The organism is Ectothiorhodospira shaposhnikovii (genome assembly GCF_047222355.1).
In the GTDB taxonomy this organism is placed as follows: domain Bacteria; phylum Pseudomonadota; class Gammaproteobacteria; order Ectothiorhodospirales; family Ectothiorhodospiraceae; genus Ectothiorhodospira.
On sequence record NZ_CP178333.1, the window covers coordinates 3142238 to 3166841 of the forward strand.

The 24604-nt window shown below is 65.8% G+C and carries 25 protein-coding genes; 5 read left to right on the forward strand and 20 right to left on the reverse strand.

Annotated elements, in window-relative coordinates:
- Positions 1-7: 7 nt before the first annotated feature.
- The 6 genes from spoT to ACLF6L_RS14470 form a co-directional block, all read right to left on the reverse strand.
- Complete coding sequence (gene spoT, locus ACLF6L_RS14445; RefSeq protein WP_238616425.1) at positions 8-2191, reverse strand: bifunctional GTP diphosphokinase/guanosine-3',5'-bis pyrophosphate 3'-pyrophosphohydrolase; 2184 nt, start codon at positions 2189-2191, stop codon at positions 8-10.
- 57 nt (positions 2192-2248) lie between these two features.
- Entirely contained in the window at positions 2249-2509 is a 261-nt protein-coding gene (gene rpoZ, locus ACLF6L_RS14450) for a DNA-directed RNA polymerase subunit omega (protein ID WP_238616426.1), read from the reverse strand.
- Between the two features lie 43 nt (positions 2510-2552).
- Positions 2553-3185: a guanylate kinase gene (gene gmk, locus ACLF6L_RS14455; RefSeq protein WP_008931447.1), complete on the reverse strand. Its 633-nt coding sequence runs from the start codon at positions 3183-3185 to the stop codon at positions 2553-2555.
- Positions 3186-3264: 79 nt separating this feature from the next.
- Positions 3265-4317 (reverse strand): thioredoxin family protein, encoded by a 1053-nt coding sequence (locus ACLF6L_RS14460; RefSeq protein WP_238616427.1) that lies wholly within the window; start codon positions 4315-4317, stop codon positions 3265-3267.
- An 84-nt stretch (positions 4318-4401) separates the two neighbouring features.
- Positions 4402-5412 carry a class 1 fructose-bisphosphatase gene (locus tag ACLF6L_RS14465; RefSeq protein ID WP_008931449.1) on the reverse strand — a complete coding sequence of 337 codons (1011 nt, stop codon included), beginning with the start codon at positions 5410-5412 and terminating at the stop codon, positions 4402-4404.
- A gap of 236 nt (positions 5413-5648) precedes the next feature.
- On the reverse strand, positions 5649-6092 hold the full coding sequence (locus ACLF6L_RS14470) for a DUF4399 domain-containing protein (RefSeq protein ID WP_412851938.1): 444 nt from the start codon (positions 6090-6092) through the stop codon (positions 5649-5651).
- 190 nt (positions 6093-6282) lie between these two features.
- On the opposite strand from ACLF6L_RS14470, the gene ACLF6L_RS14475 reads away from it, so the two are divergent.
- Genes ACLF6L_RS14475 through ACLF6L_RS14490 form a run of 4 tightly spaced genes read left to right on the forward strand, consistent with a single transcriptional unit; the run spans position 6283 to position 10095 of the window.
- On the forward strand, positions 6283-7293 hold the full coding sequence (locus tag ACLF6L_RS14475) for an alpha/beta fold hydrolase (protein WP_238616428.1): 1011 nt from the start codon (positions 6283-6285) through the stop codon (positions 7291-7293).
- A 16-nt stretch (positions 7294-7309) separates the two neighbouring features.
- Entirely contained in the window at positions 7310-8323 is a 1014-nt protein-coding gene (gene sohB, locus ACLF6L_RS14480) for a protease SohB (protein WP_238616429.1), read from the forward strand.
- 15 nt (positions 8324-8338) lie between these two features.
- A complete protein-coding gene (locus tag ACLF6L_RS14485) occupies positions 8339-9751 on the forward strand; it encodes an MFS transporter (protein WP_238616430.1) in 1413 nt (470 codons plus the stop codon).
- 20 nt (positions 9752-9771) lie between these two features.
- On the forward strand, positions 9772-10095 hold the full coding sequence (locus ACLF6L_RS14490) for a pyrimidine/purine nucleoside phosphorylase (protein WP_412851939.1): 324 nt from the start codon (positions 9772-9774) through the stop codon (positions 10093-10095).
- Between the two features lie 19 nt (positions 10096-10114).
- Here the strand turns inward: ACLF6L_RS14490 and ACLF6L_RS14495 are convergent, their stop codons facing one another.
- The 12 genes from ACLF6L_RS14495 to gspC form a co-directional block, all read right to left on the reverse strand.
- Positions 10115-10885, reverse strand: coding sequence for a type II secretion system protein N (locus ACLF6L_RS14495; protein ID WP_238616431.1), 771 nt, complete (start codon positions 10883-10885; stop codon positions 10115-10117).
- Positions 10882-11373, reverse strand: a complete 492-nt coding sequence (gene gspM, locus ACLF6L_RS14500) for a type II secretion system protein GspM (RefSeq protein ID WP_008931456.1) — start codon at positions 11371-11373, stop codon at positions 10882-10884. Before gspM ends, ACLF6L_RS14495 begins: the two co-directional genes overlap by 4 nt.
- On the reverse strand, positions 11370-12626 hold the full coding sequence (gene gspL, locus ACLF6L_RS14505) for a type II secretion system protein GspL (protein WP_412851940.1): 1257 nt from the start codon (positions 12624-12626) through the stop codon (positions 11370-11372). Before gspL ends, gspM begins: the two co-directional genes overlap by 4 nt.
- Positions 12627-12694: 68 nt before the next feature.
- Positions 12695-13492 (reverse strand): type II secretion system minor pseudopilin GspK, encoded by a 798-nt coding sequence (gene gspK, locus ACLF6L_RS14510; RefSeq protein ID WP_040405118.1) that lies wholly within the window; start codon positions 13490-13492, stop codon positions 12695-12697.
- A gap of 19 nt (positions 13493-13511) precedes the next feature.
- Positions 13512-14162, reverse strand: a complete 651-nt coding sequence (gene gspJ / locus ACLF6L_RS14515; RefSeq protein WP_238616433.1) for a type II secretion system minor pseudopilin GspJ — start codon at positions 14160-14162, stop codon at positions 13512-13514.
- Positions 14159-14554 carry a type II secretion system minor pseudopilin GspI gene (gene gspI / locus ACLF6L_RS14520; RefSeq protein WP_412851941.1) on the reverse strand — a complete coding sequence of 132 codons (396 nt, stop codon included), beginning with the start codon at positions 14552-14554 and terminating at the stop codon, positions 14159-14161. The genes gspJ and gspI overlap by 4 nt, the downstream gene beginning before the upstream one ends.
- Positions 14545-15114 (reverse strand): type II secretion system minor pseudopilin GspH, encoded by a 570-nt coding sequence (gspH, locus tag ACLF6L_RS14525; RefSeq protein ID WP_238616435.1) that lies wholly within the window; start codon positions 15112-15114, stop codon positions 14545-14547. The genes gspI and gspH overlap by 10 nt, the downstream gene beginning before the upstream one ends.
- Before the next feature lie 5 nt (positions 15115-15119).
- Positions 15120-15554, reverse strand: coding sequence for a type II secretion system major pseudopilin GspG (gene gspG, locus ACLF6L_RS14530; protein ID WP_412851942.1), 435 nt, complete (start codon positions 15552-15554; stop codon positions 15120-15122).
- 31 nt (positions 15555-15585) lie between these two features.
- A complete protein-coding gene (gene gspF, locus ACLF6L_RS14535) occupies positions 15586-16800 on the reverse strand; it encodes a type II secretion system inner membrane protein GspF (protein ID WP_238616437.1) in 1215 nt (404 codons plus the stop codon).
- Positions 16801-16834: 34 nt separating this feature from the next.
- A complete protein-coding gene (gene gspE / locus ACLF6L_RS14540) occupies positions 16835-18352 on the reverse strand; it encodes a type II secretion system ATPase GspE (RefSeq protein ID WP_412852796.1) in 1518 nt (505 codons plus the stop codon).
- 23 nt (positions 18353-18375) lie between these two features.
- Positions 18376-20355 (reverse strand): type II secretion system secretin GspD, encoded by a 1980-nt coding sequence (gspD, locus tag ACLF6L_RS14545; RefSeq protein ID WP_412851943.1) that lies wholly within the window; start codon positions 20353-20355, stop codon positions 18376-18378.
- 16 nt (positions 20356-20371) lie between these two features.
- Entirely contained in the window at positions 20372-21301 is a 930-nt protein-coding gene (gspC, locus tag ACLF6L_RS14550) for a type II secretion system protein GspC (RefSeq protein WP_412851944.1), read from the reverse strand.
- Positions 21302-21457: 156 nt separating this feature from the next.
- On the opposite strand from gspC, the gene ACLF6L_RS14555 reads away from it, so the two are divergent.
- Positions 21458-22000 (forward strand): FHA domain-containing protein, encoded by a 543-nt coding sequence (locus tag ACLF6L_RS14555; RefSeq protein WP_008930913.1) that lies wholly within the window; start codon positions 21458-21460, stop codon positions 21998-22000.
- Here ACLF6L_RS14555 and gpmI read toward each other — a convergent pair.
- A complete protein-coding gene (gpmI, locus tag ACLF6L_RS14560) occupies positions 21993-23540 on the reverse strand; it encodes a 2,3-bisphosphoglycerate-independent phosphoglycerate mutase (RefSeq protein ID WP_412851945.1) in 1548 nt (515 codons plus the stop codon). The genes ACLF6L_RS14555 and gpmI overlap by 8 nt on opposite strands.
- Complete coding sequence (gene tatC / locus ACLF6L_RS14565; protein WP_238616442.1) at positions 23541-24578, reverse strand: twin-arginine translocase subunit TatC; 1038 nt, start codon at positions 24576-24578, stop codon at positions 23541-23543. It lies immediately after the preceding gene.
- Positions 24579-24604 lie beyond the last annotated feature (26 nt).

Here is a 24604-nt window from a genome sequence, read left to right on the forward strand (position 1 = left end):
CGGCTCGTCAGCCTCTGGCGCGAGCGATGCGCAGGACCTCGGGAATACGCCTCAGGCGACGCATGATGTCCGCCAAATGCTTGCGGTTGCGGACGCTCAGGGTGAAGGTGATGGTGGTGGCGTGACCATCCCGTTCGTCGAAGGAAACGTGCTCGATATTGGAGCCCATGTCCGCGATCCCCGCCGCCAGACTGGCCAGCACGCCCCGCTTGTTGGCGGTCTGGATACGCACGCTGGCGGCATATTCCTGGCTGCCGTCCGGCGCCCACTCCACCGTGATCCACTTGTCCGGCTTGTCCCGGTAATCGGCCACGTTGCGGCAGTGTTCCCGGTGGACCACCAGGCCGCGCCCGGTGCTCATGACCCCGACGATGGGATCGCCGGGGATGGGATTGCAGCACTTGGCAAAGGACAGCACCATGCCTTCGGTGCCCTTCACGGCCAGGGGCCGCCCCATGCCCGCCGGAGTGGTTTCCATGGCCGAGGCATCGGCATCCTCCGTCACGGACAGGCGTCGGGCCACCAAGGCGGCCATGCGATTGCCCAGCCCCACGTCCGCCAGCAACGCCTTGACGTCCGGTAGCTGTAATTCTTCGAGCAACGCCCTCAGGCGTTCCTCGGGCACCTGTTCCAGGGACAGTTCATAGACCGACAAGGCCTTTTCCAGCAGCCGGCGGCCAAGGCCGACCGCCTCGTCCTGCTGCAGGTTCTTGAGGTAATGCCGAATGGCCGTGCGGGCCTTGCCGGTGACCACGAAGTTCAGCCAGGCGGGATTGGGGCGAGCACCGGGAGCGGTGATGATCTGTACCGTGCGACCACTCTCCAGCGGGGTGGAAAGCGGTGCCAGGCGACGGTCGATCTTGGCCGCCACGCAGGTGTTGCCCACGTCGGAATGTACGGCGTAGGCAAAATCCACCACGGTGGCGCCCCGGGGCAGTTCCATGATGTCTCCCTGCGGGGTGAAGATGTAGACCTCCTCGGGGAACAGGTCCACCTTGACGTTTTCCAGGAACTCCATGGAGTTGCCGGCGGCCTGCTGGATCTCCAGCACCCCCTTGAGCCACTCCCGAGCCCGGTCCTGGGCGGTGGCGGAGTGCCGGTCCCCGGCCTTGTAGAGCCAGTGGGCGGCGATGCCGGTCTCCGCCACCCGGTCCATCTCCTCGGTGCGGATCTGCACCTCGATGGGGATGCCGTGAGGCCCGAACAACACCGTGTGCAAGCTCTGATAACCGTTGGCCTTGGGAATGGCGATGTAGTCCTTGAAGCGCCCCGGTACCGGCTTGTAAAGATTGTGCGCCACCCCCAGGGCCCGGTAACAGGTATCCACGTCGGCGACGATGATGCGGATGGCGAAGACGTCATAGACCTCCGAGAAGGACAGACGTTTCTGCTTCATCTTGCGGTAGATGCTGTAGAGGTTCTTTTCCCGGCCGACGATGCGGGCCTCGATCCCCACTTCCTCCATGCGACCGCAGATGGCGGTCTCGATCTTCTGCATCACCTCCTTGCGATGGCCCCGGGATTTCTTGACCGCGGCATCCAGCACCTTGTGGCGCATGGGATAGTGGGCGGCAAAACCGAGCAGCTCCAGTTCCCGGCGAATGGCATTCATGCCCAGGCGCTGGGCGATGGGGGCGTAGATATCCAGGGTCTCCCGGGCCACCCGCCGGCTCTTGTCCGGCCGCAGTGCGCCCAGGGTGCGCATGTTGTGCAGACGGTCGGCCAGCTTCACCAGGATCACCCGCAGGTCGCGGGTGATCGCCAGCATCATCTTGCGGAAATTCTCGGCCTGGGCCTCGGCCTTGGAGCGAAACTTGAGGTGGGTGAGCTTGGAAACACCATCCACCAGCTCGGCCACGTCCTCGCCGAACTCCTCGATGATGCGTTCCTTGCTGATGTGGGTATCCTCCATGACATCATGGAGGATGGCGGCGATGATGCTCTTGTAGTCCATCCGCATCTCGGCCATGGTCTTGGCCACGGCCAGGGGATGGAAGATGTAGGGCTCGCCGCTCTGACGGGTCTGCCCTTCGTGGGCCTCCGCTCCGAACAGATAGGCCCGATAGACTTCCTTGATCTGCTCCGGCTCCAGATAGCATTCCAGATACGCGCACAGGTCGCCGGCCATGAATCGGGTGGAATCCAACGGCTGCGGGCTGGGTATCGTGGGGGTGGGGGCGCTCTCGACCATGGCGGCTGTCACGCGGAGTGGCCCTGTTGCGGTTCCCGGAGCAATCCGCAGACGGGGCTAGATCTCCGAGTTGACCTCCTCGTCACTGATCTTGGACTGTGCGGCGTGGTCACGGGCGGCCACTTCGTCCAGGACTTCCGGCCCCACCAGACCGGCGGCGATCTCCCGCAGGGCGACCACGGTGGGCTTGTCGTTCTCCCACTCCACCTGGGGGTTGGTGCCTCCGGCAAGCTGACGGGCACGCTTGGCGGCCACCAGTACCAGGTGGAAACGGTTTTCCACGTTGTCGAGACAGTCTTCTACGGTCACTCGTGCCATGGCCGGCAGTACTCCTGAAAAAACGGCGGGAAAACGTTCAATATTAGGGGTTCGGGCACCGGGATGCCAGCAATTCGCTCAGCAACGCCCGTTTGCTGTGGTGCTGGGGCCACATGCGCAGCCGGTTGGCGGTAAAGATGGCCTTCAGGTCCGCCAGGGCATCCTCGAAGCAGTCGTTGACCACCAAGTAGTCGTATTCCACATAGTGAGTCATTTCTTTGACCGCGTCCTGCATGCGCCGTTCGATCACGGCGGCGCTGTCCTTGCCCCGGGCCTGGAGTCGGGCACGCAGGGTGTCCCGGGAGGGCGGAATGATGAAAATGGACTGGCAGTCGGGCATCAGCTGACGGACCTGCTGGGCGCCCTGCCAGTCGATCTCCAGGATCACGTCCCGGCCCTGATCCAGTTCCGCCTCCACCGCGGCCCGGGACGTGCCGTAATAATGGTCAAAGACCCGGGCATGCTCCAGAAAGGCCTTGTCCTCGATCATGCCCAGGAACTGCTCCGCATTGACGAAGTGATAGTGGGTACCGTCCACCTCCCCCTGCCGGGGCGGACGGGTGGTGTGGGAGACGGACACCACCAGATCCGGACGGGCCTCCAGCAAGGCAGCCACCAAGCTGGTCTTGCCGGCCCCGGAGGGTGCGGACACGATGAAGAGGGTTCCCTTGACCAAGATGCAGACTCCCGGCTTGACGACTGGATGACCCGCTAGGGTAACTCAAGGCGGGGGACCGATGCAGCCCGGACAGGGATCAGTCCATCAGATCCACCTCGATCCCCTGCTCATAGAGGGACTGGGCGCGCCGGTCCAGGTAGCGCTGCAGCTCCGGCTCGTCCCGGTAGGCGCCGGTGAGCACATATTCCATCAGGGATTGCACATGGAAGGTCCGCAGATAGCCTTCGGCCCGGATCACCTCGCCGTCCTCGGGGGTGTAGAAAGCCAGCGTGGGGGTGTAGAGCACACCGCTGTCCCGTGCCCAGGCCGCCGCGCTGGTCTGCTCGCCCTCGGGGGTGATGACCCTGTCACGGCCGGCGACATCGATCTGCGCCACCTGGAACCGGGCCAGCAGCGCCTCGCTGTCGGGGCGGGCCAGGATATCCAGGTGCAGTTCATCGCAGGCGGAGCACTGGGCCTGCTCGAACAACACCAGCAGGGGCCGGCCATCCTCTCTCAGGGCCGAGGCCAGGTCATGGGGCGGCTGCAGCCAGCCGTCGCGGGCATGCAGCACCCCCGTGGCGGGCTCCGGCGACAGTTGTTCGAAATACGCCTGGAAGCTGATGTCGTTTTCCCGCCGCTCCCCGATCCAGGATAGCGCCGCGCGGAATCGATGGGGCTCGAAATAGCCGTTGATCCGTCCGACCACCTGGAACTCCTCGTTGAACATCAGCAGGGTGGGGGTGAACTGGACATTCAGATCCCGGGCAAAATCCTTCTCGGTGGTGTCGTGCCCGGCCATGTCGGTGACTTCCCGATCCCCCCACATGTTGATGGCAATGACGTTGAAATGCCGCCGGGTCAAGTCGGCGATGTCGCGCTGGCCGAAATTGTCCCGCACCAGCTTTTCGCAGTAGGGACAACCGTCCTGATAGAAATACAGCATGAGTCGCCGACCGGCATCCGTGGCCTCCTGAACGTCTTCCCGAATATCCAGAAAGGACTCATGGAACCAGGGCGGCGGTTCAACCCAGCCCGGGTTGACCATGCCCGGCTCCAGACGGGCTTCCTGGGCCGGTGCGACGCTCCAGGCGGACAGCGCGACCAGCAGCAACACCGGGATGAGCGTGAACGATCGAACAGGGTTCATGGCAACCTCCTGACCCGCTCGGGGCCGCTACGGTGGATGTTCCCCAAAACGGCGGGACCCGGCAAAAGCCGGGTCCCGGTGACATCATTCGTGGTGATAGGCGGTCACCCGCTCCACCTCGTGGCGCGACCCCAGCACCACCGGCACCCGCTGGTGGATGTCCTCGGGGTTCAGGGACATGATGCGCTCCCGTCCCGTGGTGGCGGCGCCTCCGGCCTGCTCGATGATGAAGCCCATGGGATTGGCCTCATACATCAGGCGCAACTTGCCGCCCTGGCCCTTGGCCTGAATTTTGGTATCCATGGGGTACATGAAGATGCCGCCCCGGGTGAGGATGCGATGCACCTCGGCCACCATGGAGGCGATCCAGCGCATGTTGAAGTCCTTGCCGCGGGGACCGTCCTTGCCTTCCAGGCACTCGCTGATGTAGCGCTTCACCGGCGCCTCCCAGAACCGCATGTTGGAGGTGTTGATGGCAAATTCCTGAGTATCCGCCGGGATCTGCACGTTGGAATGGGTGAGCAGGAATTCACCGAAATCCCGGTCCAGGGTGAACATGTTGGTACCCCGCCCCGTGGTCAACACCATCATGGTGGAAGGGCCGTAGAGACAGTAACCGGCGGCCACCTGCTCGGTGCCGGGCTTGAGGAAGTCCTCCTTGGAAGGATTCTTCACCCCCGGCGGGGCCTTGAGGATGGAGAAGATGGTCCCCACCGAGACATTGACGTCGATATTGGAGGAACCGTCCAGGGGATCGAACAGCACCAGGTACTTGCCCCTGGGGGCGCTCTCCGGCAGGTGATGGACATCATCCATCTCCTCCGAGGCCAGGCCGGCCACATGGCCGTTGTGGGCCAGGGCCTCGATGAAGATCTCGTTGGAGATGATGTCCAGCTTCTTCTGCTGCTCCCCCTGGACGTTCTCGGACCCGGCGGTGCCCAGCACCCCCACCAGATCCCCCTTGTTGACGAGATCGGAGATCTTCTTGCAGGCCACCGCGATGTCGTTCAGAAGGCCGGTGAACTCGCCGGTGGCCCCCTCGAACTGGCGCTGGGTCTCGATGATGAAATTGGTCAGCGTGGTACCGATATACATGGATGGTGTTCCCTTGGTGGTGTTGAAGCCGTCCGGCGCGGCACTATTGTGGAGATTCTGAAACACGTCATTCTCGCGTACGCGGGAACCCAGCCTTGGACTGGAAACTCCGTCACTCCCGCCTTCGCAGGAGTGACGGAAGGGGACGTGTTCAGCGTGCCCTTATTGTGATGTTCCCCTACCGGGGAGCCGCACCTTTGTGACGGTTATACTATCAGAACCATCCGGGTTTACGCCTATTCCACGGTCACCGTGATCTGCTCGGACACCACCGGCGGATCAAAGCTGGCATGGCGATAATCCATGAACAGCAACTGCAGGGTATGCCGGCCCGGCGGCAGACTCACCTCGGCCTCGGTCTGCCCGCCGCCGAAATGCAGGGTGTGGTCGGTGAACGGCAGCGGCATGTCCAGATTCACCGCGTCCAGATCCTTGTTGACCAGCAGATGGTGATGACCGGTATCGGGACGATCCACACCGGCGGGCGCCACGCCGGCCCCCTTGAGCCCCATGCGCACGGTAAAGGGCGAAGTGACCGTATCGCCGTCGGCCGGGCTGATGAAGTAGACCGCGGCCCCTTCAGGCGGAGCGATGCGCCCCAGGTCCGCCTGGGCGGTGCCCAGTGTCAATAGAGCCGGTATCGACAAGATGATCAATGCGGTCAGGATTTGACGATGCATGGAGAAAACCTCCCGGGATTGATGAACCATCAAAAGTTGATCATGCCGCCAGGATTATAGCCCTTCTCCTGATTTTGGCCGACGTCGCTTGAGAAACCCCCGGCACCCATGGATACTCCCAGGCTTCAAGAAGATCATTGATGAGGGGATCCCCCCTCGGTCAGCCAACGCATCCGCAGGAGTTGCCGCCATGTCCAGGACGATCACGTCACAGCCCTCGATCCAGTTTGCCCAGGCCGTCACGGGCGCTGCCGACAAGACCGGCACCCAGGCCCCACCGTCCCCACTGCCGTCGGCCCTGAGCGGCGAGCGGCGCACCCTGGACAGCAAGGCGGGCTTGCTCTGTTACTACCAGGGTGGCCCGGCCCGATCCGAGGCACAGCACACCGTGCCCCTGCTGCTCATTCACAGCGTGAATGCCGCCGGCTCCGCCTACGAAATGAAACCCCTCTATGACCACTACAGCCGCCTGCGGCCCGTCTTTGCCCTGGATCTGCCCGGCTTCGGCGGCTCGGACCGCAGCGACCGGCCCTACACGCCCCGCCTCATGACCGATGCCGTTCATGCCATGGTGCAGGAGATCCGCCGGCTGATGGGCGACGGCCCCATCGATGCCATCGCCCTGTCCCTGGGCTCGGAGTTCCTGGCCCGGGCCGCCGCCGAATCCGCCGACGATTTTCGTACCGTGGCCCTGGTCAGCCCCACCGGCTTCCGGGGTACCGGCCGCCTGGACGGCCCACCGGAAAGCACCCGGGGCATGCCCTGGCTGCACACCCTGCTCACTCGGGGTCCCTGGAACCAGGGCCTGTTCAACGCCCTGACCAAGCGCAGCGTGATCCGCTACTTCCTCAACAAGGCCTGGGGTTCCCGTCGCATCGACCTGGGCCTGCTGGAGTACAGCGTGGCCACCACCCGCCAGCCCGGCGCCCAGCATGCGCCCTATCATTTCCTGGCGGGCAACCTGTTCAGCAAGGACATCACCCGGGTCTACGAATCCCTGACCCTGCCGGTGTTCATGTGCCACGGCGAGCGGGGCGACTTCGTGGATTATCGCGGCAAGGCCGCGGTGGAACGCCTGCCCAACTGGCAGGTGGAAGAACTGCCGACCGGCGCCCTGCCCTTCTATGAACTGCCCGACGAGTTCACGCAGAAGTATGATGCCTTCGTGGAAAAGACCCTGGGCACCACGGGCGAAGCCTGATCGGGACTGAGCACCGATGGAATTCCTGTACGAGTACGGCCTGTTCCTGGCCAAAGCGGTCACCTTCGTGGTGGCCGCCCTGATCCTGCTGGGCAGCATCACCGCCGCCGCCGGCGGATCCCGGGAACGGGGCCAGGAACACCTGAACGTCCGGCATCTCAACCAGCGCTACCGGGACATGGAAAAGACCCTGGGCGAGCATCTCAAGACGCCCCGCAGCCTGGGTCAGCGCCTGCGGCGACTGGGCCGGAAACAGGATGACAAGAAGCCCTCCCCGCCGCCGGACCCGGATCGCAGCCGCATCTTCGTGCTGCGCTTTCACGGCGACATTCGCGCCTCCCGGGTGGAAAACCTGCGGGAAGAGGTGTCCGCCATCCTGACCCAGGCCCGCAAGGACCTGGACCAGGTGGTGGTCTGCCTGGAGAGCGGCGGCGGCATGGTGCCCCACTACGGCCTGGCGGCCTCCCAGCTGGTCCGGCTGCGGGACGCGGGACTGCATCTCACCGTCACCGTGGACCGGGTGGCCGCCAGCGGCGGCTATCTGATGGCGGCGGTGGCCCACCGCATCGTCGCCGCGCCCTTCGCCATCGTCGGCTCCATCGGCGTGGTGGCCCAGCTACCCAACCTGCACCGCTGGCTCAAGCGCCGGGAGGTGGACGTGGAACTGCTCACCGCCGGCGAATACAAGCGCACCCTCACCGTCCTGGGTCAGAACACCCCGGAGGGACGGGCCAAGTTCCAGCAGGAGCTGGACGAGGCCCATGCCCTGTTCAAGGCATTCCTGGGCCGTTACCGGCCCCAGCTGCACCTGGAAACAGTGGCCACCGGGGAGCACTGGTACGGGGAGCAGGCCCTGCCCCTGAATCTGGTGGACGCCCTGAGTACCAGCGACGATGAACTCATGCGCCTGTCCAGGGAGTTCGACCTGTACGAGGTCACCTACCGCCGCAAGCAGCCCCTGGGCAAGCGCTTCAGCGGCGCCGTGGACGGGGCGCTGGACCGCGTGATGCGGCTTCTCGGCAGAACCTGAGATTCCAACCAACCCATGACCCAGACCAGCAACCCACCTTCCGCGGTGAAAACCCACCGGATCGGTCCCATCTATCTGGCACCGGGCATCCTGCCCCTCCACGGCTGGACCTTCTTCTACGGTGGCTTCGTCTCCATCGGTCTGCTGGTGTTCATCACCATCGGCCAGACCTACATCCTCAACGAGCACCTGAACATCCCCCTGGACCAGCAGGGCACCCTCACCGGGGATCTGGTGTTCTGGACCGAGGTGGTGGCCCTGCTGCTGTTCATACCGGCGGGGATCCTCATCGATCGCATCGGCCGAAGGCCCATCTTCATTGCCGGCTTCATGCTGCTGGCGGCCACCTATGTGCTCTATCCGCTGGCGGGCTCCAGCGATGACCTGTTCCTGTATCGGGCCATCTATGCCATGGGCATCGTCGCCATTGCCGGCGCCCTGTCCACGGTGCTGGCGGATTACCCGGCGGAGCGTTCCCGGGGCAAGCTGGTGGCCATCATCGGCATGCTCAACGGCCTGGGGATCGTCATGATCGGCCAGATGTTCGGGGTGCTGCCGGAGGTGTTCACCGCCCGCGGGGTCAGCGGCACCGATGCCGGGCTCTACACCCATCTGCTGGTGGCGGGGCTGGCGGTGGTCTCCGCCATCATCATCGGCTTCGGTCTCAAGGGCGGGGTGCCACCCACCCGGGAGGCCCGCCCGCCGGTGCGCAAGCTGCTGGTCACCGGGGTGACCGAGGCCCGCAACCCTCGCATCCTGCTGGCCTACGGCGCGGCCTTCATCGCCCGGGGCGACCAGTCCATCAATGCCGCCTTCGTCGTGCTCTGGGGCACCACGGTGGGCATCGGCATGGGCATGAGTTCGCCCGAGGCCATCAAGCAGGCCACCCTCATCTTCGTCATCACCCAGGTGGCGGCCCTGCTCTCGGCGCCGCTGCTGGGGCCGCTGGTGGATCGCCTGAACCGGGTCACCGCCCTCGGCGTCTGCATGGGCCTGGCGGCCCTGGGCAACCTGGCGGTGATCTTCATGGACAATCCCCTGGGCGGCGGCACCACCTGGATCTTCTTCGTGCTGCTGGGCATCGGCCAGATGAGCGTGTTCCTGGGCGGGCAGTCCCTGATCGGCCAGGAAGCCCCCAAGGCCACCCGCGGCTCGGTACTGGCCATGTTCAACATCAGCGGCGCCCTGGGCATCCTGCTGATCATGATGATCGGCGGCCGCCTGTTCGACCACATCGATCCCCGCGCCCCCTTCGTCCTGGTGGGCGTCATCAACATCCTGATGATGCTGGCCAGCTTCTATGTCCGGGCCAAGGCCCCCGGCATGAGCATCTCCCAGGTGGAAGCGGAGCGGGACGGCATGACCTCCATGGAGTCCCAGGACCCATGGATCGACCCGGCCCACCGGCCGCGGGATCGCAAGACCTGACCTTTTTCGGAGCACTTTCCATGAGCATCACCCAACAGTTCGACAACGTCACCCTGAACACCCAGGCCAATGTGTACTTTGACGGCAAGTGCGTCAGCCACGGCTTCACCCTGGCGGACGGCACCCGCAAGTCGGTGGGGGTGATCCTGCCCGCCCGCCTGACCTTCAACACCGGGGCGCCGGAGATCATGGAATGCGTGGCCGGTGCTTGCCGGGTCCGCCTGCCGGGAGAGGATGCATGGCGCAGCATCGCTGCCGGAGAGTCATTCTCGGTGCCCGGCGACGCCAGCTTCGATATCGAAGTGGACGGCGAGCCCTTCCACTACATCTGCCACTTCGGATAATCGTTGCCGCGACGGCGGCTCAGAAGCGTCCGGACAGGTTCAGGGGAACCCTGCCTTCCGCGTCCGGCCGCCCCATGAAGCCCAGGGCCTGGGACAGCTCCCGACGGGCGCCTTCCCGCGTCCCCAGGCGCAGACGCAGCTGGTAGGCCCCGTCCGGGGCCAGTCCCGCCGTGCCTTCCGCGAACAACGGCCCGCCCTGATCGCGGATGACGGCCTCCAGATGACCCGCCTCGGTGGCGGTCAGGGTGGCCCGCAGATCCCCCAGGGGGAGGGGTTCGGGCAGTCCCGAGGCGGCATTGAGCCAGCCCACCACGCCCTCCACCTGACTGAAACGCCCCTGCCGGTCAAGCCGCAGGCTGGGGATGTCCGCCAGTACCCGCCCCTGCACGATCACCGGCAGGGTCAGATAGGCCTCGGCCAGTGCCGCCGCCGGCAGGTCGGCCCGCAGATCCCGCAGGCGCAGGCCCGAAGGGTGAAGACCCAGGCGGCCAGCGGCCGTCCCGCCCGCTGGCCGCAGGGTGACATCCACCCGCAACTCCCCACGCAGCCCCGCCAGGGGACGTACCCGCCACTGCAGATCCGACAGCATCAGTTCATCCAGCCGGACCTGTCGCGCCTGACCCTGCCAGAGGGTGCCGGACATCCCCGCCGGCTCCACCCCGTCAGGCACCAGTCCCCGGTCCCGGGCCAGTTGCCAGGCGAAGGATGCCGGCAGGGTCACCAGCAGGAAGATCAGATAGGCGATTCCCCCCAGTACCAGGTAATGCCACGACTTCAGACCCGACTTCACGCCCCCTGCCCCTCCAGCACCAGTCGTGCATTGACCCGGCCGGCGGCCGGCTGGCGGTCCACGACCAGACCGCTGACCTGAATCCCGTACTGCTGCCCCAGCCCGTCCAGCCAGCGCAACAGGTCATCGAAGGCGACATTCTCCATCCACACACGGACCGTCCCCGTCCCCTCCGGCTGGACCCGCCGCAGACTGGAGGCCAGGTTCGCCTGCCTGGCCGTGGCATCCACCAGCCCCAGCAGGGACTGGGTGCCCTGGGCCGCGGGCGCGGGACCGGACTGCCCCCTGGCGGCCCGCACCTGCGCCGAGGCCGCCTCCATCCAGCCCAGATCCCCCTGCAGTCGCTCCACCGTTCGCGCCGTGGCCTCCACCCGGTCATTGAGAGGTAGCCAGATCAGGCCGTAGGGCAAGATCAGCGCCAGGCACAGACCTCCCAGGGTCAGGATCCGCCGGTCGCGGGATGAGAGTGTTTGCCACCACGGGATCATGACTCGTTGCTCCGGATCAGGATGCGGCTGTCCACCCGGTCTTCCCGGGTGCTGGCGGACTGGATCTCCACGCTCCAGCCGGGATTCGACTCCAGTTGCCGTCGCAGGCGGTCCAGACTCTGGAGGTCGGCCAGATGCAGGTCCAGATCCAGTCGACCCGGCTGGTAGCGCAGACTCTGGATCATCAGCCCCTGCTCGGCGGCCAGGGCCGGGCCGGCCACCGTCAGCAGGGCCTCCAGGCCGGAGGCTGTCGGGCCGCCGCCCTGGCCCTGGTGCAGGCTGTTGAGGGCGCTCTGCATCTGGCGCCGGGGGTCCACCACGCGGCTGCCGGGGAAAGTCCGCTCAAAAACCTGAGTGATCTCCCGCTCCAGCCGGTCCCGCTCCGCCTGCAGGGTGTGCAATTCCCACCCCAGGGCAATGAACTGGACCACGACCAGCGCCAGCAACAGGGCCGCCGCCGGACGCCAGGGGCGCCACCACCGGCCCAGGCCGTCGCGGGGACTGAAGGCACCACTGGCCAGATTGAAGGGTGCCGATTTCGGCCAGGCTTCGACAATGGCGGCCGCCAGACCCGCGGCGGCAACAGGGCGTGCGACCGGTATCCCGAGCGCCGGCTCCAGGCGTTCCAGGGCCTGATCCTCGGGCAGTGCCGATCCATGACGGCGGATCTCCAGGCGCTCGGGACGCCGCTCCGGCGGGGTTTCATCCCAGTGCAGTTGCAGCAGGAAGGCAGCGTTGTCCCGCTCCATGGCCATGCCGTCGCCCTCGGCCGTGGCCAGCCAGGCCAGGCTTCCTTCCAGCCAGATCGTCCAGGCATCCGGCGCCGTGGGCAGGACGGCGGTCTCGGGCACCATCAGCCGAGGTTCCAGCCCCTGCCCGCGCAAGGCTTCCCGCCAGGCCTGCATGTCCTCCACGGACACCACGGCCACCCGCAGGCGTCCATCCGGGTCCCGGGCGCCGGGGACGAAATGCAGGCTTTCCACATCGTCCGCCAGCTGGTCCTCCAGGGCATAGGGCAACGCCTTCATCATCGCCCGGCTGTTGCGAGTGGGCATTTCCACGCGGGTGAGCAGGACCCGTGATCCGGGAACCAGCATGATCAGACGACCGGCCGGGAGCTGCCCCGCCAGCACCTCCAGCCCCGCCGGGGACAGGGCCTGCACGGTGCCGTCCGTCATCTGCAGCAGGGCTTCCCAGGGCGCCCCGGGATTGCCGGCATCGGTGGGTCTCAAAAAGACCTGGCTGGGGTTCACGGATCGTCTCCGGTGATCGGGCAAGAAGGCATCATCATGGCAAATTTCATCAGGATCTGCAGGGGGCTTCAGGGCCCGCAGGCGGTCTGCTCCCGCAACACCACCCGCTGTTCCCGGGTATCCAGCACACTGCAGAGCAGGAAACGCCGCCCGGCCAGCTCCGTGCGAACCGCCAGACGGAAGTACCGGGACTCCACCGTCGTGTCCTCGGCGGTGCCGAAGGCCCGCTGCAGGATTTCCGGGGCCTCGTGCAGATTCATGATGGAGGTGGTCTCCGGCAGGGCGGTCACATAGGGGGCCACGGCCCACCAGACCGGTGTCGTCACCCCCAGCACCAGCCGCAGTTCGCTGGGGCTGAGCATGGAGCGGTTCCCGCTCAGGTAGGGCGGGTCCAGGGCCCGATAGGCGGGGTCATCGGTCTCCGGATCGAGCCAGTCGGTGAGATGGACCAGCAGGCGTTCGGGATCCAGGCGCAGGTCCGGGGTTTCCCGGGCAATCTCCTCCAACAGCCGGACAAACCCCTGCCGCAGTTCCTCGTCTTCCCGGGCCAGGGCATTGAGATTGAAGCGGCAATGCAGGTCTTCCAGCAGGACGACCAGCTCCGCCCCTTCCAGATAGACGGGAATCGCCGGAGACACACACCCCTCCCAGGGCAGTTCATCATCCTCGTCGCGCTCCCCCAGCAGGCGCAGGGCATAGGCTTCCGCCCCCAGGGAGAGCTGATAGGCCTGGTCATGGGTGAAGACATTGGTGGTCCGGCGGATATCCAGATGCTGCCGGGTGGCCATGGAGACGGCGGCGATGGTGGCCAGGGCCACCACCAGCAGTGCGGTGATCAGGGCGACGCCCCGTTGACGGCGATACATGGCGGCGGTCACCGGCGGGTCATGAATGGGTCACGGGAAACAGCCGCGATACCCGGCCGATCCCTTCCAGGTCCAGGATGATCTCCACCGCCAACGGCAGGGCCATGTCCTGTGAGTCCCCCCCCAGGGGCGGCCAGAAGGCCGATGTGGTCAGGCCCTCGATCCCGTCCCGATGATGGAAGCGCAGCTCCCAGTCCCGCAACCCGAACCCCTCCCGGCGCAGGATCACGGGCATGCGGCCGACGGGAGTCTCCCCGCCCCCGTCCAATGCGGACCAGTAAAGCCGATACAAACTGCCCTCATCCATCTCCCAGGCCACCCGCTGCAGGCTGCTGCGACCGGCACCGCCCCGCACCCCGGCGCGGATCACCTCCAGCCGCGGCGGCACCCGGAGGCCGTCATGACGGATCGGCGGCTGGAACTCTCCCAGGCCGTCCCGGGCCGGGCGACGGGCCACCTGCTCCAGATCCCGCCCCAGCAGGGTCATGGCCATCTGCACCTCCGCCAGACGGGCGGCGGACTCATCCGTCAGGGCCCGCGCCTCCAGTACCGCCCGCAGGCCGCCGTAGGCCATCACCGAGACCAGGGCAAACACGGCCAGGGAGACGATCAGCTCCAGCAGGGTGAAACCGCGTCCGTAGCGTGCAGAAGGGGGGCGACGGAGGCTCATTGCCAATTCAGGTACCCCACCAACCGGGCCAGGGGGGAGGTGTCCGGATCATCCCGGTCACGGACGCTGATCTCGATCCGGGGCACGGGTCCCAGTTCAAAACCGCCCACATCCAGCATGGCCGGATCCAGACGCGCCTCCCAGAACCATTCCCGTTCCGCCATCATGCTGCTCCCCCGCACCACGGCCTCGGCCGGGGCATCCAGCCCGGCCCGATAGCGGGCCATGACGTTGGAGGCCACCCAGTGGGCATAGGTGCGGTCACGCAGTTCGGCGGCGATGCGGGCGTTGTCACTGCCCAGCTTGATCACCGCGCCCAGGGCCACCGCCAGGATGGTGACCGCCACCAGCACCTCCAGCAGGGTGAAACCCTGTTGCGGCCTCAGCGCCATGGCCGCAATTCCCTGCCGTGAGGGTCCGCCGGTTCCAGTATCTCGATCCGCCCCCCGGGATGACCTCGAATGACGAAGCGGGGTGTGCGGGCCTGATCGGTCAGCCACTGCAGTTCAAAGGGGGTGATCTCGCCGCTGATGCCCAGGTATACATGGGGCGCCGGATTGGCCGGCTCCCGCTCCAGGCTCACCGGCTGCCCCTCCAGAGACAGGGCCAGCTCGATGCCCAGCCCCCCGAGCTCGCGCCATTGCAACGGTCGATCCCCCGGCACCGGGAGCCACTCGTAGCTGCGGGCATCCACCTGATATTCGCGCAGAAAGCCGTACCCGTGCCGACCCACGCTCAGGGCGGTCTCCTCGGCGGTGAGGATGCCCTCGTCCCGGGCCAGGTCGACCAGGGCGACAAAGCGGCGCATTTCCTGTTCGATGTGACGATCGCGGCCGCCGTCGCCCACCGCGATCACCGCAAAGGTGACCATGATGCCGACGATGAACAGCACCACCACCACCTCCAGCAGGGTGAAGCCGCGACAGGAATGGTCGGGGCCGGACGGGGACATCCGGATCACTGACCCCAGTTGCCGATCTCTGCGTTGATGCCTTCACCGCCCGGACGGCCGTCGGCGCCGAAGCTGTAGAGATCGAAATCGCCCCGGGTACCTGGATGCAGATACTGGTAAGGGTTGCCCCAGGGGTCCATGGGCAGGCGGTCGATATACCCGCCCTGGCGCCAGTTGCGCGGTTCCGGCTGGCCCGAGGGCCGCTGCACCAGAGCCTGCAGGCCCTGATCCGTGCTGGGGTAGACGAAATTGTCCAGACGGTAGAGGTTGAGGGCACTCTCCAGGGCGCGAATGTCGTTCTGCACCTTGGTGATACGGGCCTCGTCGGGACGATCCATGATCCGGGGCACGACGATGGCCGCCAGGATCCCCAGGATCACCACCACCACCATGACTTCGATGAGGGTGAAACCGCCTTGTCTGCGTGGATGGATGTTCATGCGCATGCAATCCCCTTGTTGAATATGACCACTAATTGACCAGCTGGTTGAGTTCGAAAATGGGCAACAGGATGGCCAGCACGATGACCAGCACCACCAGCCCCATCACCAGGATCAGCACCGGCTCCAGGATGCCCATGATCATGGCGATGCGGGTTTCCAGTTCCCGCTCCTGGTTCACCGCCGCCCGCTCCAGCATCTCGTCCAGGGAGCCGCCGGCCTCGCCGCTACGGATCAGGTGGACGGTCATGGGCGGGAAATAGCCGGACCGCTCCAAGGCCACGCCGATGCCGGAGCCCTCCCGCACCCGCTGGGCCACCGCCTGTACGGCTTCGCGCATGGGCCGATTGGAGATCACCTCGGCGGCGATGCGCAGGGATTCCAGCACCGCCACGCCGCTGGCCGAAAGAATGGACAGGGTGCGGGCGAAGCGGGCGGTATTCATGCCCCTGGTGAGGCGCCCCACCAGAGGCAGGCGCAGCAACAGGCGGTGCCAGGCCCGCAGCGGACCGGGCCGGCGCAGCAGATACCGAAACAGCAGACCGGCCGCCACCAGTGCCGCCAGCAGGATCAGACCATAATCCCGCAGGGCATCACTCACCGCGATCAGGGTGCGGGTGAGCCAGGGCAATTCCTGACCGATGCCGCTGAACACCTGGACCACCTCGGGGACCACGTAGGTGAGCAGGGCCACGGTCACCAGCACCGCCATGGTGGTGAGGATGGCCGGATAGAATAGGGCCAGCTGTATCTTCTGGCGCATCTGCTGACGATTTTCCGTGTAGTCGGCCAGACGCTCCAATACCACATCCAGGTGCCCGGACTGCTCCCCGGCGGCGACCGTGGTGCGATAGATATCGGGAAAGACATGGGGGAAATCCCCCAGGCCGCGGGCCAGGGAATGGCCTTCCATCACCCGGGTGCGCACGGCCATGAGCATGCTGCGAATGCGGGCCTTCTCACTCTGGCGGGCCACCGTGCCCAGGGCCTCCTCCAGGGGCAGCCCCGAACGCACCAGGGTGGCCAGCTGACGGGTGAGCAGGGCCAGATCCATGGCACTGATGCCCCGAGACAGGCCCGGCAACCGTTGCCGCCGGCGTTCCCGCAACTGCACCGCCTCCACCGACAGCGGGGTCAGACCGCTCTCCCGCAGTTGCTGGCGGACCTGGCGGGGGGTATCCCCTTCCAGCACCCCGCGGACCTGACGTCCGGTGGGTTTCAGGGCTGTATATTCAAAGGCGGGCATGATTCGGTACGGGTATCCAGGGACGCATCGGCGGTCAATCTTCCTTGGTGACCCGCAGGACCTCCTCCGGCGTGGTGTGGCCGGCCAGGATGCGACGAATGCCGTCCTGGCGGATGCTGGCCGTACACTGGCGGGCGTGGCGTTCCATGGCCTGCTCGCCGGCGCCGTCATGGATCAGGGTGCGGAGGGTCTCGTCCACCTCCACCAGTTCGTAGATGCCGGTACGGCCCCGGTAGCCCAGGTGATTGCATTCGGGGCAACCCACGGCACGGAACAGGGTGTGTTCCCCCGGCGGCAACCCCAGCAGACGGCTGTCGGCCGCGGAGGCCCGGTACGGGGCCTTGCAGTGATCGCAGAGCAGGCGCACCAGGCGCTGGGCCAGCAGGCCCACCAGGGTGGAGGACAGCAGGAAGGGCTCCACGCCCATGTCCCGCAGCCGGGTCACCGCCCCCACCGCGGTATTGGTATGCAGGGTGGAAAAGACCAGATGGCCGGTGAGACTGGCCTGGACGGCGATGTGGACCGTATCCACGTCACGGATCTCCCCCACCATCACCACGTCCGGGTCCTGCCGCAGGATGGCCCGCAACCCCCGGGCGAAGGTCATGTCCACCTTGCTGTTGATCTGGGTCTGACCGATACCGTCCAGATAGTATTCGATGGGATCTTCCACCGTGAGGATGTTGCGCTTGCGGTCATTGAGCTGGGACAGGGCCGCATAGAGGGTCGTGGTCTTGCCCGAACCGGTGGGGCCGGTGACCAGGATGATGCCGTGGGGCCGTGCAATCACCCGCTGCATCACCGTCAGGGTGGCGGGGTCCATGCCCAGATGGCTCAGGTCAAGGCGCCCGGCCTGCTTGTCCAGCAGGCGCAGCACCACCCGCTCGCCGTGGCCGCAGGGCAGTGTGGAGACGCGCACGTCCACCGCCCGGCCCGCCAGCTTCAGGGAGATGCGCCCATCCTGGGGCAGACGTTTTTCCGCAATGTCCAGACGGGCCATGACCTTGATCCGCGAGGTGATCAGCGGTGCCAGGACCCTGGGCGGTTCCAGCACTTCACGCAACACCCCGTCCACCCGGAAACGCACGGTAAGACGGTTCTCGAAGGGCTCGATATGGATGTCCGAGGCGTTTTCCTTGATGGCCTCGGTGAGCAGGGCATTGATAAGACGAATGATGGGGGCGTCATCTTCCGTCTCCAGCAGATCTTCCGGTTCGGCCAGGCTCTGGGCGACGCTGTCCAGGTCCTCGTCTTCTCCCATGCCTTCCATCAGCTGCATGGCGTCGTTGCTGCTGCTCTCGTAGCGGGTGCGCAGCAGGAGGTCGAACTGTTCCGCCGGCACCGTTTCCAGGATCAGGGGGCGCCCCAGATGGCGACGCAGCTCGGCCAGGGTCTGACTGGCGACACCCGGTCGACAGACCACCCGCGGGACTCCGCCCGAGTCTTCCATGACCACGACCCCGTGACGCCGGGCAAAGCCGAAACTCACCCCCCGCACCGGGGACGGAGCCGAGGCATCCCCGTCCAATGGGGTGACGGACAGCGCGTCCATGGCCTCCAGCGCGCCGCGGGCGTTCATTGACGCCCCGGTGGCGGCTGGATGGACAGGCCCCGCACCGTGGCGGCCGCGGAGGCCTCGAAGGGCGGTGGCAGATGCAGCAACGCTTCCCAGTCAGGCAGCACCGGCACCGTGTCGTCGGGCATCATCAACACCCCCTGGGCACGGGACCGCAGCTGCTCGGCCCGGATGTAGTTGTACTTGGCCGCCGTCTGTCCGGTCATGTCATTGTGGTCCCGAATGATCACCGGATGCAGGAAGACCATCAGATTGCGTTTTTCCTTGCTGGAGGTGTCGTAACGGAACAGCCGCCCGAGGCCGGGAATGTCGCCCAGGCCCGGCACCTTGTTGCGGGTCTGTACCAGGACATCATCGATCAGCCCGCCCAACACCACCATCTGCCCGTCGTCCACCATCACGCTGGTGCGCAGGCTGCGTTTGTTGGTGATCAGATCCGCGGCATCCTGGCCGCTGATCCTGGGGGCCACCTGGGAGACTTCCTGCTCGATCTCCAGTTTCACCGCATTGCCCTCGTTGATCTGGGGACGGACCGTGAGCTTCACCCCCACGTCCTGGCGCTGGATGGTGTCGAAGGCCTGACCGGACTGTTCGATGGCCCGACCGGAACGAAAGGGGACGTTCTGGCCGACGATGATCTCGGCCTCCTCGTTGTCCATGGTCAGCAGGCTGGGGGTGGAGAGGATGTTGCTGGCGGAATCTCCGGCCAAGGCCCGGATCAGGGTGGCGATGGTGGTCCCGCCGGACTGGCCGATGCCCCCCAGGGTCAGGCCATCCCCCAGGCTGGGCAGGTCCGTGCCGCCGGCCAGGAAACCCCGGGTCAGCTGATAAAGCCCGGAACCGGAGCTGCCGAAGTTGATGATCCCGACGCCGTCGCGCTCGGAGCCGATACCCCACTGAACCCCCAGTTCCCGGGCGCGCTCGGTGGACACTTCGGCGATGATCGCCTCCACCAGGACCTGGGCGCGGCGCACGTCCAGCTGCTGGATCACCGCGCGCATGTCCCGGATCACATCCGGCGGCGCACTGATCACCACCGCATTGGTGCTCTCATGGGCTTGCACATGAATGCTGCCTCCTCGCCCGGCACCGGCGGCACCGCCGCCGGCCGCCTCCATAGAGGCGGCCAGCCCCCGAAGGACCTCGGCCACGTCCTCGGCCTTGGCGTAGCGCAGATAGATGACCCGGGTGTTGCCTCCCTCCATGGGAATATCCAGATGGGAAATCACCGCCCGCACGGGGATGCGGCGCTTGGGATCGCCGCTCAGCAGGATGCTGTTGGTGCGCTCGTCCGCCATCACCTGCAGGCGCGAGCCGGGGCGTTGACGACCTTCGGCCCCCTCCATGGTACTGATGATCCGCGCCACCTCCGCGGCGGCGGCATGCTGAAGCGGAATCACCTCCATGTCCTCCCGGCTTTCCTGGTCGATCCGGCCGATGATGCCCACCAACCGATTGACGTTGGCGGCGGTATCGGAGATGACCAGGGTATTGGATTCCGGGGACGCGGCCAGATGACCGCTCTGGGGGATCAGGGGCCGAAGGATGGGTACCAGCTGGGCCGCGTCCACGTGGGTCACCGAAATCACCCGGGTGACGTACTCATCCCCCTGCAACGGACTGCGCTCGGAGGCGGTGGGGACTTCCGCCTGCTTGGCGATGGCATCGGGTACCAGCTTGATCACTCCGTCGGTCTGGACGGCGGCAAAGCCATGAACCCGCAGTACCGACAGGAAGATCTCGTACAGTTCCGCGCGACTGACCGGACGACCCGAGACCAGGGTGACCCGACCGCGGACCCGGGGATCCACGATGAAATTGGTCTGGGTCTCCTCGGAGACGTAGTTGATCAGGGCCTGGATATCCACGTCCCGGAAATTGAGGGTGGCGCCGTTTTCCTCGGCCACCGGCACGACCGGCAGCAGGCAGGTGATCGCCAGCAGGCACAGGATCAAACACTTTCGGCAACGTCCACTCATGTAATGCAGCTCTCCATCACTGCCCGATGGGCAGGGTCAATGACATGGCACGGCCCTGACGCTCAAGGTCCAGGGTGACCTCGGTGACCTGTGCCAACTCGGCCATCAGGGCCTGGGGATCGCTGATGGCGTTGACCGGGGTGCCGTTGATCCCGGTTACCACATCGCCGGGGCGAAGTCCCGCCTGGCGGAACAGGGCCGGATCCCTGCGGGGGGAAACGGCAAACCCCTTCATCACCCCCTGCTCCATCACCGGCCGCACCCGGATGCTTTCCATGAACTGGGAAGGTTCCTGCAACCAGGTATCCCGTCGCGTTGCCAGGCTGGCCGCCAGCCCCGCATCCCGCAACGGCGGTGCCGGCGCGGCGGTGGCGACCTGGGCGGGTTGAGAGGCCGGCACCACCGCCGCACTGTCCAGGGTCTCTCTGGGCAGGCGCAGCATTTCAAAGCGGCCTTCACGGGAGAGGATCACCCGATCACTGAAAATCTGTTCCAGCCGGGCACCTCCCGGCAACTCCGCGCCCACCCGGTAATGCCGCTCATTCTGGCGATCATCGGCGATCAAGGCCACGCCCAGGACGGGCTCGGCAGAGGAGGCCACCACGCCCTTCAGCGTCAGGCGCAGGCGGGTTTCCGGTGCCTCCGTGGGCACCACCGGGGCTTCGGCCACGGCTTGCGCATGGCCGAACAGTTGCAAATCGGCCACGGCGGCCAAGCGGTGGACCTCATCGGCTCGGGACGTCGCGGCAAGGGGGTATGAAGGCAAGTCCCGCGCCACCGGCAGGGGCCCCGTCTCCCGCGGCGCAAACAAGGTCCAGGTGAGCTGCGCCAGTGTCCAGGCCAACATCACCACCAGCAACAGGGCCAGCCACTTCCCCAGGCGAGCCATGACCTCCGGGGTCGGGCCGGCGCCGTGTGCGGAAATGATCCTGGATGCGCTCAACATGGCGATAACCTGATGAGAAATAAGGCCAAGTGCAGCCGATCCTAGCATGGGGACGGACCCTGCCACCATGCCAAGTCCGTGACAGCGCCCCAGGTTTGCCCACGGACGATTGGTTTATACTGAGACGGTTTACATCTTGTCGCGGAGCACACGGGCATGGATCTCAGAAGAAAGGGAGAGCGACGTCGCTACGAAAGACGCCCCAACTACCCGTTTCGGGACAGCTCCGGTGAATGGGTCACCAAGAATCGGCGCCGTCTGGTGGATCGCCGCAGCGGTGACGTCACCGAGGATCGGGAACACACAACAGCCCCAGTCAGTGCCCCCAAGCCCTCAAAGTCCGCCGAACAGCCGTCCGGCGGCAGCCTGCTCCTGCATTACCGTGACGCGGTGGTCAATCTCCAGCCCACGGATGAGAGTTTCATGATGGGACGGAACCGGCAGTGCGACCTGGTCGTGCCCAAGGAATTCGTCTCCCGCCGCCATGCCCGGGTCGAATGCCGCGATGGCGGGTTCGTACTCATTGACCAGAGCCTCAACGGCACCTACCTGCAGGACAAGACCGGCAAGATCCGTTTCCTCCACCAGGATGCCGCCCCCCTCACCGGATCCGGCTATCTGAGTCTGGGCTCTCCACTGACGGAAAACGCCGACAACCTGGTGTATTTCTACTGTCGGGAAAGCGCGCTCGTCACCTGACGAAGGTATCGAGCAGCAACGACCTGCCGGTCATCTCCCGGGGCTGATCCAGCCCCATGAGCTGCAGCACAGTGGGTGCGATGGCGCTCAGGCCCGCGCCGGTCAGCAGATGCTTGACTCCGCTGTCGATGATCAGACAGGGCACCGGATACATGCTGTGCTGGGTGTGGGGTTCGCCGGTGGCGGGATCGATCAATTCCTCGCAGTTGCCGTGGTCGGCGGTGAGGATCACGGAATACCCCTTTGCCACGGCCACGTCCAGCACCCGTCCCACGGCGGTATCCAAGGCTTCCACCGCGCTCACCACCGCTTCATAGACCGCGGTATGCCCCACCATGTCGCCATTGGCGAAGTTCACCAGGATGAAATCGTACTGACCGCTTTCCAGGGCCTGGATGGTGGCGTCGGCCACCTCGGGGGCACTCATCTCCGGCTTGAGATCGTAGGTGGCCACCTTGGGCGAAGGGATCATGACATGTTCTTCACCTTCAGCGGGGGCCTCCACGCCACCATTGAAGAAGAAGGTGACATGGGCATATTTCTCCGTCTCGGCGCAATGAAACTGTTTCAGGCCCGCCTCGCTCAGGACCCGTGACAGGGTCACCCGGGGACGCTCGGGCAGAAAGGCCACCGGCAGTTCATAGCGGGCATCATAGAGGGTCAGGCAGGTCACGGCGGCCGGGGTGAAATCGCCCCGATCGAAGTGGGCGAAATCCGGGCCGCTCAGGGCTTCCGTGAGCTGGCGGGGACGGTCATTGCGGAAGTTGAAGAACAGCACCGGGTCGCCGCCGCGAATCAGACCACTCTTGTCGATGACCCGGGGCTTGATGAATTCATCGGTTTCGCCCGCCTCGTGGGCGGCGGACAGGGCCGCGGCCGCACTGGAGGCCCGCGCACCCTTGCCGTGCACCATGGCATCAAAGGCCAGCTGGGTACGGTCCCAGCGCTTGTCGCGGTCCATGGCGTAATACCGGCCCGTCACGGTAGCGATCTGACCACCGCAGGATTTCAAGGCCTTTTCCAGCGCGGGAACATAACCGGGAGATGACTTGGGCGCGGTATCGCGGCCGTCGGTGATCATGTGGATCGCCGGTCGGGCACGATGGCGGGCGCACAGATCGATCAGGGCGTGCAGGTGACGAAGGTGGCTATGTACCCCACCGTCGGACACCAGCCCCACCAGATGCAGGGGACGGCCGGCAGCGGCGGCGGCCTTTGCGGCTGCCGTCAGGGCCTCATTGTCCATGAAACTGCCGTCCTCGATGGCATCATCGATGCGCACCAGGTCCTGCCGGATGACGGCGCCGCAACCCAGGGTCAGGTGCCCCACCTCGGAATTGCCCATCTGCCCGTCCGGCAACCCCACGGCCCGGCCCGACGCCTCCAGCAAGGTATGGGGGTGGTTGGCGAAATACTGATCCAGCCGGGGCGTGGCGGCATCGTGATAGGCGTTGTTGAGCTTGCCCGGATTGACCCCCACCCCGTCCATGATGACCAGCAACGTGGGACGACGGGGGGTGTTGAGGGAAGGCTGCGTCATTCAGTTGTCCTGTTTTGGCTTGGGATTATCCGAACCACCCCGTAGCCGACGCTCCTCCGCCTCGGCCTGATCCAGGGCTTCATCCATCTCAGACGCCGAAAGTGGCTGATCGGTTTCATTTCCGCGACCTTGGCGGGCACGGGCGGCGGCGGTGGCGGCCTTGGCGCGGGCCTTGGCGGCGGCCGCCGCGGCCCTGGCCGACAGGTCGGATGCCTCTTGCGCGGCGGCGGGGCGACCCGGCGGATCATCGGCGGGCGGAGGGTCTTCCCCTTCCGCTGCCTCCCGGGCTGCCTTCTTCTTGACCAGAATCTTCGACAACACGATCCCGATCTCGAACAGCAACCACATGGGCAACGCCAGCAGGGTCTGGGAAATGATGTCCGGCGGGGTGAGGATCATGCCGACCACGAACACGCCGACGATGACATAGGGCCGCTTGGCCGCGAGCTGCTGAGGCGTGGTCAGCCCCATGGCCACCAGCAGGATGGTGGCGATGGGCACTTCGAAGGCGATGCCAAAAGCCAAAAACAGCAGGATGACAAAATCCAGGTAGCGGGAAATGTCCGTCATCACCGCGACCCCTTCCGGGGCCGAGGCGGTGAAGAAGGCGAAGATCAGCGGGAAAACCACGAAATAGGCAAAAGCCATCCCCAGATAGAACAGGATGGTGCTGGAGATGAGCAGGGGCATGGCCAGCCGCTTCTCGTGCCGGTACAACCCCGGGGCGATGAACGCCCAGGCCTGATACAGCAGGAAGGGCACCGAGATCACGATCGCCAGCATCAATACCAGCTTGAAGGGGATCAGGAACGGCGCCGCCACCTCGATGGCGATCATGCTGCTGCCTTCCGGCAGGTGCACCATCAGCGGCCCGGCCAGGAAGGTGTAGATGGGATTGGCAAAGGGGAACAGCACCAGGAAGACCAGCAGGATTGCCAGCACGCTGCGCAGCAGCCGGGTACGCAGTTCCACCAGATGGGACAGCAGGGTCCCCTCGGCCTCATTCCCGGCCTGGGGGGACTCGGAATTATGATTCATGGTCTGATTTCCGGGTCTGATCGGAC

What these genes read in the sequence shown, in the direction of transcription:
- gspE (WP_412852796.1), bottom strand. Translation starts at nt 18,352, where the DNA reads ATGGACGCGCTGTCCGTCACCCCATTGGACGGGGATGCCTCGGCTCCG.
- gspD (WP_412851943.1), bottom strand. Translation starts at nt 20,355, where the DNA reads ATGAGTGGACGTTGCCGAAAGTGTTTGATCCTGTGCCTGCTGGCGATC.
- spoT (WP_238616425.1), bottom strand. Translation starts at nt 2,191, where the DNA reads ATGGTCGAGAGCGCCCCCACCCCCACGATACCCAGCCCGCAGCCGTTG.
- sohB (WP_238616429.1), top strand. Translation starts at nt 7,310, where the DNA reads ATGGAATTCCTGTACGAGTACGGCCTGTTCCTGGCCAAAGCGGTCACC.
- gspM (WP_008931456.1), bottom strand. Translation starts at nt 11,373, where the DNA reads ATGATCCCGTGGTGGCAAACACTCTCATCCCGCGACCGGCGGATCCTG.
- gpmI (WP_412851945.1), bottom strand. Translation starts at nt 23,540, where the DNA reads ATGACGCAGCCTTCCCTCAACACCCCCCGTCGTCCCACGTTGCTGGTC.
- tatC (WP_238616442.1), bottom strand. Translation starts at nt 24,578, where the DNA reads ATGAATCATAATTCCGAGTCCCCCCAGGCCGGGAATGAGGCCGAGGGG.
- ACLF6L_RS14470 (WP_412851938.1), bottom strand. Translation starts at nt 6,092, where the DNA reads ATGCATCGTCAAATCCTGACCGCATTGATCATCTTGTCGATACCGGCT.
- ACLF6L_RS14460 (WP_238616427.1), bottom strand. Translation starts at nt 4,317, where the DNA reads ATGAACCCTGTTCGATCGTTCACGCTCATCCCGGTGTTGCTGCTGGTC.
- ACLF6L_RS14485 (WP_238616430.1), top strand. Translation starts at nt 8,339, where the DNA reads ATGACCCAGACCAGCAACCCACCTTCCGCGGTGAAAACCCACCGGATC.
- gspH (WP_238616435.1), bottom strand. Translation starts at nt 15,114, where the DNA reads ATGTCCCCGTCCGGCCCCGACCATTCCTGTCGCGGCTTCACCCTGCTG.
- ACLF6L_RS14465 (WP_008931449.1), bottom strand. Translation starts at nt 5,412, where the DNA reads ATGTATATCGGTACCACGCTGACCAATTTCATCATCGAGACCCAGCGC.
- ACLF6L_RS14555 (WP_008930913.1), top strand. Translation starts at nt 21,458, where the DNA reads ATGGATCTCAGAAGAAAGGGAGAGCGACGTCGCTACGAAAGACGCCCC.
- gspG (WP_412851942.1), bottom strand. Translation starts at nt 15,554, where the DNA reads ATGAACATCCATCCACGCAGACAAGGCGGTTTCACCCTCATCGAAGTC.
- ACLF6L_RS14490 (WP_412851939.1), top strand. Translation starts at nt 9,772, where the DNA reads ATGAGCATCACCCAACAGTTCGACAACGTCACCCTGAACACCCAGGCC.
- gspC (WP_412851944.1), bottom strand. Translation starts at nt 21,301, where the DNA reads ATGTTGAGCGCATCCAGGATCATTTCCGCACACGGCGCCGGCCCGACC.
- gspJ (WP_238616433.1), bottom strand. Translation starts at nt 14,162, where the DNA reads ATGAGCCTCCGTCGCCCCCCTTCTGCACGCTACGGACGCGGTTTCACC.
- gspF (WP_238616437.1), bottom strand. Translation starts at nt 16,800, where the DNA reads ATGCCCGCCTTTGAATATACAGCCCTGAAACCCACCGGACGTCAGGTC.
- gspI (WP_412851941.1), bottom strand. Translation starts at nt 14,554, where the DNA reads ATGGCGCTGAGGCCGCAACAGGGTTTCACCCTGCTGGAGGTGCTGGTG.
- ACLF6L_RS14475 (WP_238616428.1), top strand. Translation starts at nt 6,283, where the DNA reads ATGTCCAGGACGATCACGTCACAGCCCTCGATCCAGTTTGCCCAGGCC.
- rpoZ (WP_238616426.1), bottom strand. Translation starts at nt 2,509, where the DNA reads ATGGCACGAGTGACCGTAGAAGACTGTCTCGACAACGTGGAAAACCGT.
- gspK (WP_040405118.1), bottom strand. Translation starts at nt 13,492, where the DNA reads ATGTATCGCCGTCAACGGGGCGTCGCCCTGATCACCGCACTGCTGGTG.